26 protein-coding genes are annotated in these 13,766 nt (G+C 60.9%); 15 read left to right on the top strand and 11 right to left on the bottom strand.

Annotated elements, in window-relative coordinates:
- The 3 genes from AWB80_RS37795 to AWB80_RS37785 are packed head-to-tail and all read left to right on the top strand — an operon-like array spanning position 1 to position 2,122.
- Complete coding sequence (locus AWB80_RS37795; protein ID WP_425266931.1) at positions 1-1,425, top strand: DNA cytosine methyltransferase; 1,425 nt, start codon at positions 1-3, stop codon at positions 1,423-1,425.
- 23 nt (positions 1,426-1,448) lie between these two features.
- On the top strand, positions 1,449-1,757 hold the full coding sequence (locus AWB80_RS37790; RefSeq protein WP_143328217.1) for a hypothetical protein: 309 nt from the start codon (positions 1,449-1,451) through the stop codon (positions 1,755-1,757).
- On the top strand, positions 1,754-2,122 hold the full coding sequence (locus tag AWB80_RS37785) for a hypothetical protein (RefSeq protein WP_061179733.1): 369 nt from the start codon (positions 1,754-1,756) through the stop codon (positions 2,120-2,122). Before AWB80_RS37790 ends, AWB80_RS37785 begins: the two co-directional genes overlap by 4 nt.
- On the opposite strand, the gene AWB80_RS37780 is transcribed toward AWB80_RS37785, so the two are convergent.
- The 11 genes from AWB80_RS37780 to AWB80_RS43665 form a co-directional block, all read right to left on the bottom strand.
- Entirely contained in the window at positions 2,119-2,325 is a 207-nt protein-coding gene (locus tag AWB80_RS37780; RefSeq protein ID WP_061179732.1) for a hypothetical protein, read from the bottom strand. The two genes, AWB80_RS37785 and AWB80_RS37780, sit on opposite strands and share 4 nt — an antisense overlap.
- Position 2,326: 1 nt before the next feature.
- Complete coding sequence (locus AWB80_RS37775; RefSeq protein WP_143328216.1) at positions 2,327-3,646, bottom strand: helix-turn-helix domain-containing protein; 1,320 nt, start codon at positions 3,644-3,646, stop codon at positions 2,327-2,329.
- Positions 3,647-3,689: 43 nt separating this feature from the next.
- Positions 3,690-3,920 carry a MerR family transcriptional regulator gene (locus tag AWB80_RS44705; RefSeq protein WP_061179730.1) on the bottom strand — a complete coding sequence of 77 codons (231 nt, stop codon included), beginning with the start codon at positions 3,918-3,920 and terminating at the stop codon, positions 3,690-3,692.
- Positions 3,878-4,279 carry a hypothetical protein gene (locus AWB80_RS37765; protein ID WP_061179729.1) on the bottom strand — a complete coding sequence of 134 codons (402 nt, stop codon included), beginning with the start codon at positions 4,277-4,279 and terminating at the stop codon, positions 3,878-3,880. Before AWB80_RS37765 ends, AWB80_RS44705 begins: the two co-directional genes overlap by 43 nt.
- On the bottom strand, positions 4,272-4,832 hold the full coding sequence (locus tag AWB80_RS37760; RefSeq protein WP_061179728.1) for a phiTE_072 family protein: 561 nt from the start codon (positions 4,830-4,832) through the stop codon (positions 4,272-4,274). Before AWB80_RS37760 ends, AWB80_RS37765 begins: the two co-directional genes overlap by 8 nt.
- A complete protein-coding gene (locus AWB80_RS45365) occupies positions 4,829-4,963 on the bottom strand; it encodes a hypothetical protein (protein WP_279628688.1) in 135 nt (44 codons plus the stop codon). The genes AWB80_RS37760 and AWB80_RS45365 overlap by 4 nt, the downstream gene beginning before the upstream one ends.
- A 64-nt stretch (positions 4,964-5,027) precedes the next feature.
- Positions 5,028-5,162 carry a hypothetical protein gene (locus AWB80_RS45360; protein WP_279628687.1) on the bottom strand — a complete coding sequence of 45 codons (135 nt, stop codon included), beginning with the start codon at positions 5,160-5,162 and terminating at the stop codon, positions 5,028-5,030.
- A gap of 124 nt (positions 5,163-5,286) precedes the next feature.
- Complete coding sequence (locus AWB80_RS37755; protein ID WP_061179727.1) at positions 5,287-5,637, bottom strand: hypothetical protein; 351 nt, start codon at positions 5,635-5,637, stop codon at positions 5,287-5,289.
- Positions 5,634-5,849 (bottom strand): hypothetical protein, encoded by a 216-nt coding sequence (locus AWB80_RS37750; protein ID WP_061179726.1) that lies wholly within the window; start codon positions 5,847-5,849, stop codon positions 5,634-5,636. The genes AWB80_RS37755 and AWB80_RS37750 overlap by 4 nt, the downstream gene beginning before the upstream one ends.
- A complete protein-coding gene (locus AWB80_RS37745; protein WP_061179725.1) occupies positions 5,846-6,100 on the bottom strand; it encodes a hypothetical protein in 255 nt (84 codons plus the stop codon). Before AWB80_RS37745 ends, AWB80_RS37750 begins: the two co-directional genes overlap by 4 nt.
- Complete coding sequence (locus tag AWB80_RS43665; protein ID WP_143328215.1) at positions 6,097-6,501, bottom strand: hypothetical protein; 405 nt, start codon at positions 6,499-6,501, stop codon at positions 6,097-6,099. Before AWB80_RS43665 ends, AWB80_RS37745 begins: the two co-directional genes overlap by 4 nt.
- A 258-nt stretch (positions 6,502-6,759) precedes the next feature.
- On the opposite strand from AWB80_RS43665, the gene AWB80_RS37735 reads away from it, so the two are divergent.
- The 12 genes from AWB80_RS37735 (at position 6,760) to AWB80_RS37680 (ending at position 13,620) form a co-directional block, all read left to right on the top strand.
- Entirely contained in the window at positions 6,760-7,269 is a 510-nt protein-coding gene (locus AWB80_RS37735) for a hypothetical protein (RefSeq protein WP_061179723.1), read from the top strand.
- On the top strand, positions 7,269-7,460 hold the full coding sequence (locus tag AWB80_RS37730) for a hypothetical protein (protein ID WP_061179722.1): 192 nt from the start codon (positions 7,269-7,271) through the stop codon (positions 7,458-7,460). The genes AWB80_RS37735 and AWB80_RS37730 overlap by 1 nt, the downstream gene beginning before the upstream one ends.
- A gap of 592 nt (positions 7,461-8,052) precedes the next feature.
- Positions 8,053-8,577, top strand: a complete 525-nt coding sequence (locus tag AWB80_RS37725) for a hypothetical protein (protein ID WP_061179721.1) — start codon at positions 8,053-8,055, stop codon at positions 8,575-8,577.
- Complete coding sequence (locus AWB80_RS37720) at positions 8,577-8,855, top strand: hypothetical protein (protein WP_061179720.1); 279 nt, start codon at positions 8,577-8,579, stop codon at positions 8,853-8,855. Before AWB80_RS37725 ends, AWB80_RS37720 begins: the two co-directional genes overlap by 1 nt.
- Before the next feature lie 28 nt (positions 8,856-8,883).
- Positions 8,884-9,261: a hypothetical protein gene (locus tag AWB80_RS37715; protein WP_061179719.1), complete on the top strand. Its 378-nt coding sequence runs from the start codon at positions 8,884-8,886 to the stop codon at positions 9,259-9,261.
- A 117-nt stretch (positions 9,262-9,378) separates the two neighbouring features.
- Positions 9,379-9,576, top strand: coding sequence for a hypothetical protein (locus AWB80_RS37710; RefSeq protein ID WP_143328214.1), 198 nt, complete (start codon positions 9,379-9,381; stop codon positions 9,574-9,576).
- Complete coding sequence (locus AWB80_RS37705) at positions 9,573-10,820, top strand: DNA-methyltransferase (RefSeq protein WP_061179717.1); 1,248 nt, start codon at positions 9,573-9,575, stop codon at positions 10,818-10,820. The genes AWB80_RS37710 and AWB80_RS37705 overlap by 4 nt, the downstream gene beginning before the upstream one ends.
- Positions 10,817-11,689: a hypothetical protein gene (locus tag AWB80_RS37700; protein WP_061179716.1), complete on the top strand. Its 873-nt coding sequence runs from the start codon at positions 10,817-10,819 to the stop codon at positions 11,687-11,689. Before AWB80_RS37705 ends, AWB80_RS37700 begins: the two co-directional genes overlap by 4 nt.
- An 80-nt stretch (positions 11,690-11,769) precedes the next feature.
- Positions 11,770-12,240 carry a hypothetical protein gene (locus AWB80_RS44700; RefSeq protein ID WP_061179715.1) on the top strand — a complete coding sequence of 157 codons (471 nt, stop codon included), beginning with the start codon at positions 11,770-11,772 and terminating at the stop codon, positions 12,238-12,240.
- A 213-nt stretch (positions 12,241-12,453) separates the two neighbouring features.
- The gene (locus AWB80_RS37690) at positions 12,454-12,822 is read left to right on the top strand and encodes a hypothetical protein (protein WP_061179714.1); all 369 of its coding nucleotides are present in this window, start codon (positions 12,454-12,456) and stop codon (positions 12,820-12,822) included.
- Positions 12,819-13,136, top strand: a complete 318-nt coding sequence (locus AWB80_RS37685; protein ID WP_061179713.1) for a hypothetical protein — start codon at positions 12,819-12,821, stop codon at positions 13,134-13,136. The genes AWB80_RS37690 and AWB80_RS37685 overlap by 4 nt, the downstream gene beginning before the upstream one ends.
- Positions 13,137-13,260: 124 nt before the next feature.
- Positions 13,261-13,620: a hypothetical protein gene (locus AWB80_RS37680; RefSeq protein WP_061179712.1), complete on the top strand. Its 360-nt coding sequence runs from the start codon at positions 13,261-13,263 to the stop codon at positions 13,618-13,620.
- Positions 13,621-13,766: the final 146 nt, after the last annotated feature.

Raw genomic sequence — 13,766 nt, 5'->3', positions numbered from 1 at the left:
ATGAACGGAATGATCGGGGACATTCCGCGACTCGCCGGTGAGGATTCCTCACCGCTGGAGTTCGGTTCTGTGTGCAGTGGCATCGAGGCTGCGTCTTCTGCGTGGGAAGAAGATCTCGGCTGGCGTCCTGCATGGTTCGCAGAGATCGAAGCGTTTCCGTCGACGGTGCTCGCGCATCGCTGGCCGAGCGTACCGAATCTCGGCGATATGACGACGATCGCGGCGCAGGTTATTGCCGGATCAGTCAAGGCACCTGACGTCTTGGTCGGCGGCACGCCGTGCCAAGCATTCAGCATTGCTGGTTTGCGCGGCGGTTTGAGCGACGCGCGCGGTCAACTCACTCTCTCATACGTCCAACTCGTCAATGCAATCGATACAGCAAGATCTATTCGAGGAAAGCTCCCTTGCGTCGCCTTGTGGGAAAACGTCCCCGGAGTTCTCTCCAGCAAAGACAACGCGTTCGGTTGCTTTTTGGGAGCGCTGGCCGGAGAAGATTGCCCGCTCGAACCGCCAGGGAAAGGATGGTCGAACGCTGGTTACGTGCTTGGACCCCAGCGAGCAGTCGCGTGGCGGGTCTTGGATGCCCAATATTTCGGAGTGGCCCAACGACGCCGTCGTGTGTTCGTTGTCGCAAGTGCTCGAGATGGATTCGATCCCCGAGAAGTACTTTTTGAGTCCGAAGGCGTGCGCCGGGATTCTGCGCCGAGCAGAAGCGCGGGGGCGCAAGCTGCCGCCGGTTCTCTACGAAGCACTGACGGCGGTAGCGACGTCGACCACGCCTTAGCCGGGCATCTTCAGCCGGTCGTATGCATGGCGCACGGACAGGGCGGCGCTGAGATCGCGGAGGACCGCGCGCCAACGCTGACGTGCAATCACGAGGCACCGATCGCCTGTTACCCGAAACCTGCCGATTTGATCGCGTTCGACTGTCGGCAGGATCCGATTTCGAGTCCGGACGTTTTCGGTGCGTTGGGTGCGAATCATTCGCAGTCTCAGGCGGTTGCGTATGCCTTTGCAGAGAATTCGCGAGGCGAGATTCGTTTCGAGGGCGGCGACGGCCAACGAACCGGTGCCATTTCTACGGGCGGCGGTAAGCCGGGGCAGGGGATTCCGACGGTGTTGTCGGTCGCATTGCGAGGACGAGAAGGCGGTGCAACTGCTGAATTGGGCGATGACATAGCCGGCTGCCTGCGCGCTTCGAGCGGCGGCGGTGACAAGCCGCATGTGCTCGTGAAGATGCGCGTTCGACGCCTCATGCCAGTCGAGTGCGAGCGGCTTCAAGGTTTCGACGACGGGCACACACTTGTGCCCGTTCGCGGCAAAGATGCCGCAGATGGTCCGCGCTATAAGGTGCTGGGAAATTCAATGGCGGTCCCTTGCATGAAATGGCTGGGACGCCGCATTAATCGTGAGGTGAATAAGTGAAGGGTCCATGCGCGAAGTCTCAAGTGAAATGCACTCTCATCGCGCGCGATGGTGAGCGCTTTGTCGGTGAAAATCTGTGCGCAGTGCCACAAGTCGTTTGCCCGCGCGAGCCGGGCGAAGGCTACGACAAGTGCATCACGATCTGTGGACAAAGCGGGCATGCTGAAACGATGGCGCTCGCGGCCGCTGGCGACAAAGCGCGCGGCGCGCGGGCTTATGTCGAGGGGCATGGGTATGCGTGCCGAGACTGTCAGATCCAATTGTTCTCGTCTGGCGTCGAGGCGTTGACGATCGGTGCTCCGCCGGTCGAGATCGCGGAGGCGTTCGCGTGAAGCCGGAACCGATCCGAGTGCCGCCGGGTTTCCTGCAGGACTTCGATCTGTACTGCGCGCGCTCGGGCGTCACTGAGTGGGAAAAGGGCAAGCTGCGCGACCAGGTGCGCGCAGACTTCGCGGCATGGGGGCCGGTGATTCAGCGGACGGCGGCGATCTATCGATTCATCGACGATCGCTGGCGCTCGACGCTGCGCTATCGAGACTTCCCGCCGGTGCGCTACGCGGAGGGGCTGCTTGCCAGCATGGGATGGTTTCCCGCGGATCCGGATCTGTTCATGAAGTGCGGGCCGATGATCATCTTCGGCTTGTGCATGGATGTCGCGGCCGCGCGTGAGGCGGCCGCGCATCAGGAAGCGGCTTAGGGCTGCTTGCCGGCGAGGATCGCTTCGACGACTCGCCGGCGCGTTTCGTACTGTACCTGCATCACCAGATCCAGCACTTCAGAGTAACGGCACCACAACTGACCTTCAGCCGGTACCGGGTCGGCGTGTCCGTTGGTGCGCTGCATGTCGAGGCCTGGCGCCTCCGGATGCCAGGTCGCGATATCGTAGGTCGGCGCGGCCATCTCAATCTCCTACCTTTTCTTGCGCATTGCGCTGATAGAAGCGGCCGCCGATCATCACGTGCTCGTGTGACGTGTCGACGTATTCCATCTGCGTGCGCTTCGACTTCGTGTCGACGTGCGCGAGCAGGAATCCATTGCCCCAACGCTCGCCCGCGCAATAGGACGCGGCACGGATATGCCCGGCGCCGAGCTGGTGCCATTCGAACGGACCGAACATCGGCGAGTAGTCGTGCCAGACGATGTGCGAATGGTGGTGCCCGTTGAATCCCGGGATGCCCATACGGCGGCCTTCGGGGAAGTGGTGCGCCATCAGGCAGTCGTACATGACGTGATAGTTCTTCGCGAGTTCCTTCTTGATGTCGCGCTCCGTGAACGCAGTCAGATCCATGCGCGCGATGTAATTCACTTCGTAGGCGTCGAGGCCGAGCAGCTTCGGCACCGTGAAGCCGTGCAGATCCGACAGCACGACTTTGAGCGCGGGCGTCGCTTCGCCAAGGTGGCGGATCAGTCGCGCCTCGTGGTTGCCTTCGATGTAGATGACTTCGGCGTTCGGCGCGGCCGTGCGCGTTTCTTCCAGGAAGGCATGCAGCCACTTGATGCGGCCGACGACGTTCCATTCGCGCGGGTCGACGCCATACTTGCCAAACTCGGGGAGATCGAGCGCGTCGCCGTTGATGACGATCTTTTCCGGCTGCACGCGGCGCGCGGTGTCGATGAAGCATCGGTGCCAGAACGGATCGCACTCGATATCGTGGATGTCGGACGCGACGAGCACGGTTTGAAAGCGCGCGCCGTGCGGGCGCAAGTACTTGTCCTCGTATCCGCGCTTCTGCTCGTTCATGCCGCGCTGCACATCCTTGCTGGCGTGCTTCGCGATCGCGCGCTCGATGCCGTGCGCGTGGCGCGACAGGATGATGTCGGCCTGGCGCTTGAATTCGAGGAACGTGCCGAAGTGGCGATTCCACGTCGATTCGGAGATGTCGGAGTGCACGCGGAAGTAGTTGCGCGTGAGCGATCGAGTTTCGTCGATCAGCGCGACGCGCACGAGCTCGTTAATGCAGTCCTGCGCAGTCCAGTCGGGCCGGTACTTTCGCTGATCTTCGGAAAGCGGGACGATGCGGCGCGGATTGCGCGGATCCCGAAATGCGCCGGCCGGCACGGGTTCGAGTTCGGGCTCGACTCCTAACGCCTCACGCAGGCGGCGCATGCGCTTGACCGTGCTGGATTGGTCGATCCCTAGCTCTTTTGCTGTTTGATACGCGTTGAAATTGTGCTTGCGAGCGATTCGCTCGAATTGATCTGCCGGGACTTTGGTCGCCATCACATACGCCTGTAGGTTGTACAGACGTATGGTCAAGTCACGACTATTTGGCCTTGCGGCGCGGGGGCTTAGGTTTTTCGATTTCGATGCGCTGCGCGGGGTGCCCGCGATGCTCCGGAAATACCGGGGGCGGCAGGATCGTGAAGTCGTCGGGAAGCATCCAATCGCCATTGAATCGCGTGGCGCCCGGGATGCGCTCCTGCTTCAGAAGCGCCTGAATCCGGCGCTTGCTCACGCCGTGGCGCTTCGCGGCTTCTTCGGTGCTGATCGGCATAGCAGTTGCAAATAGGGGTTGAGATATCCGTGTCGGCGGATCGACTCGCGCACGCGATAAACGGCATTGTGTCGCTGACGCGTGCGGCGGCTGTATTGCGCGCCGGTGAGGCGCGGTTCCGGCACGTCGGGTTTATTGCCGAGCGCGAGCATCTGTGACTTACGGCCGTGTTCGTCAATGGGCGGTCGATACCAGTCCGCAATGTACACCAGTCGGGCCTTCTTGGCGGAGCGAACGGCGTCTTTGACGGCGCCGATCGTCATCTCGAGCTCGTCTGCAATCTGCTCGCGTGTCATCGGGTGCCGTGCGGCGCTGAGCAGTTCGAGGATGCGCGGGCGGGCGAGGGCGGGTCTAGCCATAGCGGATCTCCGTTCGCAGTTGTTCGACGAAGTGAATCCAGATTGCGTCGTAGAAGCCGACGAGCTGCACGTTCTCGCGCTCGACGAGCATGCCTTCGATGGTGTCGAAGTCGATGCATCGAAAATACTCACCCTCCGTCAGCAGATACGTGAATATCTCCTTCGAGGAGTGGTTCGTCGGGACATCGTTCCATGCGGAGCGCGCGTCGTCGTGGTCGAGCACGCCAGCGCGGCGCTGCTTGATGATGTGCCGGCGCACGCTGTCGAGCGACGCATCGAAGTCGAATTCCACGACGTCGCCCGGCGCAAGCTTGTCGAGCAGATAGTTCCGGCCGATCTTCACGAGGAAGTCTTTTATCGGCATGCCCATGTGATTCCAGCGGTGCGCGAAGTTGCCGAAGTCGGAGTTGATCAGGATCTCGCCGCGATGGAGCACGCGCTCATCTTCGGCTGTGTCCGACCATCCGCGAATGGCGATCGTCGCCCATGCGCAGTCGGGGCCGGAGACGTAATAAGTCTCCATCGGCGGGAGTTTGCTGACGGTGGTGGTCACTTCGGTTCCTTCTTGATCGTGATTGCAAAGCCAAGCGCGAGGAGACGTGCTGCGCGGTGGTCCCGCCATTCGGGGCGCTCGTAGCGCTCGATGTGCGGGCATCCATTGATGCAATATTTCACGGTGTACATGAGGTGGTCTCCTCGGTCTACGTTATACGCACGAACGCATAATGTTGTGCGAGCGAAAATGCTTTTACCAGGCGGTGACATTCCTGCTCGGCGGGGCTGCGTCGATCTTGCGCTTCAGGTGAAGCGTGTCCATCGTGAATGCGCCAAGCGTGGCGCCCACGAACATCGAGATCCCAGCAACGACGAGCAGAAGACTCATGGCACCTTTCCTGTTCTTGTTCAAATTTGATCAACTACGGGTGGATTGTACGCGCGAACGCACAAGGCCGCGCGGCATTCCCAGTTGAATGTTTTAATCAAATTTGATTAAGTGATAGGGCTCGCTATCTCGGTACCGTCTCGTCCTTGGACGGGCTGTTGTAGCCGAGTTCGGTCGTCCGATGGCGTGTGTGCGTGGCGCTCAGATACCATTCATTCCAGAAACTGCGGTCTCCACCGAAGGTGTGATACCGGATGCGATTCGGGATCTCCAGACCCAAAACCGCCAAGTCGCCCGTCGCGCGATTAATCACGCGAATTTCACAGTCCGCGTCATAGCGAGATCCGTACGTCTCAGACTTGATGGAGTGGTTCGCCAAGAAATTCAGCCAGCTTTCCGTGTTCGGGAAGCACTGAAACAGCCTCACGTACGCTCGCCCGTTTTCCTTGATTGTCGGTTTCTTGAATGCGGTCACGTGGCGCTCTCCGGATGCAGGACGGCCCACAGCTTTTGCGAGAGATCGCGGCGCACGCGCGTTTCTGCGACGTAGTGAGAATGCTCGGCGATGTTGCCGGCGACATCTGCCACGCCGCGCATCATGCGAATCGCGTTGATCAGTTGCTCGGCGTCGTCGGCGCGCATGTTCTCGTCGAGCACGACGGTTAGGGAATGGATACGGTCGGTCATGCTGCTCCTTTAAGTGCGATGAGTGCGTGGCGCGCGTCGCGCGTGGCTGCTACGCGCTGCAGCGCTTCGATCAGAATCGGGTATGCGTTCCAGCGGCGCGCGAGCTCGGCGGCGTCGAGCGCATCGGATTGAATAGCGGCGCCTGCATCGCACACTATCACGTGGTGCGGGCCGACGAGGGCAAACGGGCGTCCGGCGAGAGACGTCCATTCGGCGCGCGGCATCGATCGGAGGATGCCTTTGGTTTTCATTGTGATGCGATCGATGTCGAATACTGCTTCGAAGCGGATTCCTCGTCGATCAGCATATCGATCTTCGCCAGTTCGGCGAATACGCGTTGCTCGGTAGCATAGCGCAGCGCGCGAAGGGCAAGGAGGCGCGAGCTGTAGAGTGGGATTGCGCGCTGGGTGGCGCTGCCGATCTGCTCGCGTCGCGACGCGTAGCCGCGCCCGTGCGAAACGGTGCTGGTCCACGCCGGCATAACTTCTAGCGTATGGGCGTTGTAGAAATAGCCGGAAAGCTCTTGCACGTCGGGAGAATTTCCGATGTGCAAATCCGGTGCGACAGGTTCTGTCGTTCGGACCGCACGGGCTCGTGCCAACGCGGCGCGTAGTTCGGCCATTTCGGCCTGTTCCTTTTTGCTCATTGCCATTTCTGGCTACTCCTTCTTGCTGGAAAGATGAAACATGCCACGTACGATCCGACTCCGAGCAGGCAGACGGCGACGGCGAGGATGTCGAGGGTCATGGCGTGGCGTGGTTGTTACTCATAAATGATCAAGTGGCGAATTGGATTCTACGTGTACGCGAACAATGTGGGCAACTCATTTTTGATCAAATTGTTCTTGACGTCGTTTGATTAATGCGTACAATTCAATCCCATCGACAACACAACAACGCGGGAGCCCAACATGATCCACTCGAAATACTTCACCGTCGGCAGCCAGCTCGAAATGAACATCTACGGTCGCCCGATGATCGACGGTCGCCAAGGCTTCGCGCGTGTCGTCATCGAGATCACGAGCAACGAGAACAGCATCGCGGAATATGTCGTGCGATCGGTTGTGGCTCGCACCGATTACGGTTTCGAGCGCGAGATCATCGGCAGCGTCGGCGGTTTTCGTGTGGACTTCGCGCACGACGATGCAGCGTTTCGTCCGGTCAAGACGGTGGACAACGAAACCCTGAAGCACGAGTTCAAGCCGTGCAAGCGCAACAAGAAGGCGGCATACAAGATCACGGTATGGCGCATGGACGACAAGAGCGACGCAGTCGAGGCGCTGGGCATCCCGGCCGATGAGCGCCACAAAGATATGGCGATCTACAACAACGGCGGCGAGTTCATCGGCGCGTACCACCTCAGCCACTCGACGCACTTCGAAAACCTCGCGCAGAACATCTACTACGGGGCGAAGCACTAATGACGAACAAAGCCGAAGAGGCTGCGGCAACGAAGCGCGGCGGTGCCCGCGCCGGTGCCGGCCGCAAGACGGTCGACGGCGTGTCTGGCGTCGTGCCGTTCAACATCTCCCTCACTCCCGCTGAACGCGACAAGCTGAAGGCGCTGGGCGGAAGCGCTTGGGTTCGCGAGCAGCTACGCAGACATCCCTAACTCTCACATCACCAAGCGGCCGCGACTCCCCTCGCGGCCGTTTTCAATTGTGCCAACTGAAATCGAGACGTCTTTTGTCCGGTATCGTTGGTATCTTGGTATCTCGTCATACGAATCAACAACTTAGCCGATACCATCCGGATACCATTGGTATCTAATTGCCGCATTCGCGTTGCCCCCTCGGTTACCGGTTACCACCGCATGAAAACGCGGTTACGGGCATCGGTTCCCGCGCAAACCCGCATGCAATAAGGCTTCGTCGATTCGGGTTACCAAGATACCAAGTTTTCCGAAAACATATATATATACACACACATCCCACACACAACACACACACCACAATACAACCCATGATAGATATATTTATATATATTGGTATCTTGGTATCTATATCTATCTATCGTGTTGATTTATAAGGAAAAAGTTAGGTTACCAAAACCGATACCAAACGGGTTAAAACGGTATCTGTTGGTATCAGTTTCAAGATTACCGGATTTATTTTGAATGGGTTCAAAATATTTGTTGACGGGCACTTGTAATACGAAAAACTCGTGATACCATTTAATCAAATTCGATTAATGAGGTGGGTGCGATGCCCGATTACTACGAGTTGCCCGAACTGCCGGGAAAGAAGTTCTTTCGCTGCGACCGGTACAACGCGAATCTGTCGACGGAGACGTGCGCGGATAACTGGCGCGCGGGCAATCACGAGGGGATTGAATCGCGCCTGCGCTGCAAGGTCTGCCCGCTGGGTGCACTGCATGCCGGTGAAACGGCCGCGAGCATGAGCCCGCTGAAAGGCATGCTGATCTGCGGCCGCTGCCATACGGGCGCCGCGCGTCTGATTGCAAAGCACCTGTGTGTGAGCTGCTACAACCGCCAGCGCGAGTACGTGATCGGCCGCAACGCGAAAGGCACGAGGCCGACGAAGTTGGCACCGCTCGATGCGCGCCGGATCCGCTACATGTCGGGTAACTCGCCGAAGATCCTCGCGCTCAATCTGTCGGTCGACACAGAGGAATTGATTATCACGGCATTGCGCGACAGTAAGGACAAAGTCCGCTTCGGCTTTCTTGGCGATATTCGCGGCATTCCCGCGCAACTGAGGCTCTGGTAATGAGCGAGAGCAAAGAACAACCGGCGTGGCATCTGACGGATCACTGCTGCCGCGCATGTTTCGGACGTGTGCTGTATCGCGAGACGTTCGACTATCGACACATCTACCGTTGCGCCCAATGCGGTATCGAGCGCGAAGGTAAGCGAGCAAGCGCGATCTGCTGCTGCGGAATCACGCTGAAGGGCGGCAAGGATGCCGGCGTGCGCTGCACGGTGAACGGCGAACGCTCCCCCGAATTCCCGTCTGAGATCGTCGCCGAGCAGGCATCGCCGATCTAAGTCATTCAACCAAAGGAGAAGTGAAGGTATGGCAACTCAAACCCTCGTCAGCGAAGCTGGCAAACCGTTCATTCAGGCGGAGGAGCTTACGGACCTGATCAGCAAGGCAATCGAAGGCGCTAGCGCTGAATACGCGGTTGGCTTCGCGGCGATCCTGGGCTCGATCGAGCAACTGAAGGCGCAATACGCGGCGCGCGTCGCGCTGATCGTGCAGCGCCAGAATCCGCAGGAAATGATCGCGGTTCAGGAAAGCATCGGCCGATTCCACGCAGCGCGCGCGGCGATCGATGCGGCGGTGAAGGAACAGGTTGAGGCCGCGAGCGCTGCGCCCGCGAAGAAGGCGGCGGCAAAGGTGACGCCGATCGCTCGCAAAACGCCGGCTGCCCGCACCAAAGCCCGCAAGTAACCCGCCAACAGATTAATAGTTTTCCGTTTGAAACCGCTCGCGCCTTTGCTGGCGCGGGTTAGCGAAGAATGAGACCAAGCTCGGGCGCTACCCGGGCGCATACGAGAGCAAAAACAAATGTCCGCATCCATGTACCCCATTGGCCAAGCCCCCCGCACCGACAAGAAAATTTTCGACTGCTCGATCTGCGACGATCTGCCCGCGCTCGAAATCGAGGCTGATACCGAAGACGAAGCGAAGCAGATCTATCTTGCCGCTGTCGTGCGCGCGCTGACGCTCGACAAGATCACGGCGATCGAGGTCGATCTGGTATGAGCGAGCGCCCATACGCGCTGCATCTTGGCGACTGTCTCGACGTGCTCGCGACGCTCGCCGATGCATCGGTCGATTCGATCGTCACGGATCCGCCGTATCACCTGACCAGTAACGCGCGTGGCTCGCACAAGCCGGGCGAGGCGACGACTCCGCACCTGCGCGCACGGATTGGTGATCGCGGGTTCATGGGCAAGGAATGGGACGGCGGCGATATCGCGCAGCGCGTCGAGATGTGGGCGCAGTGTCTGCGCGTGCTGAAGCCTGGCGGGCACCTGGTGGCGTTTTCTGGATCGCGGACCTATCACCGCATGGCATGCGCGATCGAGGACGCTGGTTTCGAGATCCGCGATCAGATCATGTGGCTGTACGGTTCTGGCTTTCCGAAGTCGCGAAACATCGGTGACGGGCGCGGTACCGCGCTGAAGCCGGCGCACGAGCCGATCTGCTTTGCGCGCAAGCCGCTCGTCGGAACCGTCGAGGCGAACGTCCTGCAGCATGGCACGGGCGCGCTGAATATCGATGCGTGCCGTGTTGAGCCGACGGGCGAAAGCCAGGCGCGTGACGGCGAAGCATCGCAGGCGCGACGCTATACAGAGCAGGGCGGGACGAATTTTGCAGCACTGCCGGGCGTGCGCGGCGGTGATCCGTCGGGCCGCTGGCCGGCGAACGTCATTCACGACGGTAGCGACGAGGTGCTGGAGGCTTTTCCGGATGCGCCGGGACAGATAGCACGCAGCAGCAGCAGTGCCCGCAAGACGCAGAACGTCTACGGCGCGATGGTGCGCGGTAGCGGCGGCATCGAGCCGCGCGCCGAACTCGACAAGTCTGCTGCGCGATTCTTCTATTGTGCCAAAGCGTCGCGCGCGGACCGCAATGAGGGTCTGCCGAGCTCCGACGTGCCGGCCGTCACGCAAGGCGCGACGATGCGCGACTGCGAGACGGCGGACTGGAGCGCGCGCAACGGCAACACGCATCCGACGGTCAAGCCTACGGATTTGATGGCGTATCTCTGCCGTCTGGTGACGCCTGCAGGCGGGATTGTGCTGGATCCGTTCATGGGCAGTGGCTCGACGGGAAAGGCGGCGATGCGCGAGGGTTTCCGCTTCGTCGGCATTGATATGACGCCGGAGTATGTCGACATCGCGCGGGCGCGCATCGAGGCATCGTGGCAAGCGGCTGAGGCCGTGCGCAAGGTCTGCGCGCCGGTGCCGCAGTTGGATCTTTTCGAGGAGCAAGCGGCATGACGACGTGGAAGCATGATGACCTGGCGGAAGACTTGGCGACGCACCTGCGCGGTGGTTCGGATCGAATGGTGTGGACCGATATGCAACTCGGTCCGGCCGGATCTCCGCGCCCGGACGTCTATACGGTGCCGTGCTCTTTCAAGCGCTTTCAGCCGATCGCGTACGAATGCAAGATCAGCGTCGCCGACTTCCGGCGCGATGTGACGGCCGGCAAGTGGACGAGCTATCTCAAGTTCGCGGCGGGCGTGATCTTCGCCGTGCCTGCTGGGCTCGTGAAGAAAGAGGACGTTCCCGCCGGCTGCGGACTGATGACGCGCGGCGAGACCGGATGGCGCACGGTGAAAGGCCCGACGTTGGGCGCGGTGGAGAACCTGCCGCGCGACGCGTGGATCAAGTTGCTGCTCGATGGCGTCAGCCGGCTGCACAACGACGCGGCCGATCGTATGCGTCCGCAGATCCGCAACGAGTGGACGGCGTCGTATGAGATCCGCGAGAAGCTGGGCGCGGTCGTGAGTGACGCCATCGCCAGTCGCATGATGGCGACGAACGATTTCGAAGTCGCGACGCGACGCGTGAAAGAGGCGACGAAGCAGGCGAACGAGGAATACCAAAAGGTTATCGACAGCGCACGCGCTCGTGCGCAGCGAGACAGCCAGCAGATCGACGGCGCACGCGCCGAACTCGCGCGGGCGCTCGGTCTGGCCGACGACGCGAAGACGTGGGACATCGTGCATGCAGCACGCGAGGCTGCAGTGCGTCTGAGCGCAGATGATGAGATCGCGCGTCTTCGCAGGCAGTTCGAGAGCATCGAGCGCGCTGTGCGCCAGGCCACAGAACCGCTGCCCGCAGTGTGCGGCGCGGAGGGCTGATCAGCCCGTCGTGACACGAATCTAGCGCCGGGTCGAGCGCTTCGCTCGGCGCGTAGGACTACTTAACGGAGAGGAAGGCCATGAACAAAGCTACGGAAAGCGGCGCGATGGTAGAGATGCCGCGCTACAAGTGCCACAAGCAGGTGTGGGCGCTGAAGATCATGAAGGTCGAATACGATCGGCCGCCACTTGAGGGTGAGCCGCGAGGCAATGCCACTCTCACGCCGGAGGAAAAGGGTTACGGGCCGATCTTTGTAGGCGAGAAGTGGGCAATGAAGAATCGTCCGCAGGTTGGTGGGTACTACGTCGTCTATGGTGACGGCTATAGCTCGTACTCGCCAGCGGACGCGTTCGAGAAAGGCTATTCGCTGATCACTCATCCCAGTTGTGATCCGCTGCCGCCGGTGCCTAGTTCGCGCGCCCGCGAGATGGCGCTCGACAAGGTCGCGTTGGATGGCTTCAACGACTACCCAGAGTTTTTGCACGCCGTCGACGATGTCGCCCGCTACATCGAGACCGGCGCGCTGCCGGCGAAAGGCGGTGCAGCGTGAATGCGTCGATGCTCTGCATCATCGGCGCGATCATTGTCTCTGCGTCTGGCCATGATGGCTGGGGTTGGCTGATTTTCGCGGCGATCCTGCTCTCCTGACTAACAGACAGTAAGTCGGTTCATTTCATCCCGCGTCGCCTTATGTGGCGCGGGTTTCAACGAAGCACGCTGAGCGCCGGGCGCAGATCGGGCGCAAAACACGGGGATTGTAAAAATGGCAAAGGCACTCGAGCAGTTCTGCAACGACATCGAAAACATTCGCCGCTCGCCGATGGCGGGTGATATCCAGACGATCGCATTGAGCGCGGAATTCCTCGACGAGGTAGCGCGCGACGTGCGCAACCTGCAGGCGCAGCACGGTGTGCAGGCGGAGAACGTCCGCACGATGTTTTCGGATATCGAGGCGCTGATCAAAGAGCGCGACGCGCTGGCGGCGCAGATCGGCGAACTGCGCGCGGCGCGCTCGGTCGACAAGGTCGTGCTCGCGGCTGTCGGTGGCACCGTCAAGATATCGGAGACTGGCAACATCACGATCGAAGGTGGTGCCGTCGAGATCATGGGCGACGTGAAGGTGCCGGCATGATGCGCGACGAGGATCTGCGCGCGCTGCGCCAGGAGGCTGCATCGAACGGCGCCGTGCTAGACGGCGCGGCCGTCCTCAACCTGATCGCCTCGTATGAGGCGGTTGTGCGCGCGGAGGGCTTCTGGTCGGTCCGCGCGCCACAGATGAACGAGGAATTGCTCGTGCTGCGCCAGGTCGAGTCGCACTCGCGCGCGCTCGCGACGGCGCTTGCCAGCGGTCTCGTTGAGGACTCGCCGCGCGCGCTTGCGCTCGGCAACCTGCATAGCGAGTTGGATGCGCTGCGCGAGGCGCACGCGAAGGCGGTGGCGGAATGAAGTGGAACCGCGTGCGCATCGTCTGGTGCGGTCTGGCGTGCTGGCGCTTCGGCGTCTGGCGCGCGCCGCGCGGGCAGGCTGTGATCGAGTGCGGGCCGGTTGAGATCGTCTTGCGGAGGGCATCATGATCCGTTGGCTGCGTGAGCGTATCGCCTGGCTCGTCGCCGGGCAAGATCTGGCGGAGCTCGAGCGTTGGCGGACGTCGTGCGCGGAGGCGCAGCGCTGGCTCTCTGAATTCCCGGATGCATTCACGGCGCTCGGTCACGTGCGCGGCGAGGCTGCTGGGCTCGGCGGCAATATCTCGTGGATCCGCGACGTGATGCGCAAGCGTCGCGATGCGAAACCGCTTGTCATCGCGCTGGAGAATGCGACACCTGAAGCGGTCAAGCGCTTCAAGACGGATTGGGACGTCGCCATGCAGTCCGCGCGCGGCGATCGCGTCGCATACAAGTTTCTCTCTCCGGGCTGCGAAAGCCGGTCGTGACAGAAAACTGTCCGCATGGAGGGTGCGGACATGAAAAAGTGTATTGACTTCGTTATCTCGGCGGTCCAAGCGGCCGCCGTCGTCGCGTTCGTGCTCGCCATCATTTATCGCACTGCGCAGGTGCTCCGATGAGCGACGACGCTGTC

This window comes from Caballeronia pedi (assembly GCF_001544915.2).
In the GTDB taxonomy this organism is placed as follows: domain Bacteria; phylum Pseudomonadota; class Gammaproteobacteria; order Burkholderiales; family Burkholderiaceae; genus Caballeronia; species Caballeronia pedi.
This window is presented reverse-complemented; position numbering and strand designations above follow the sequence as displayed.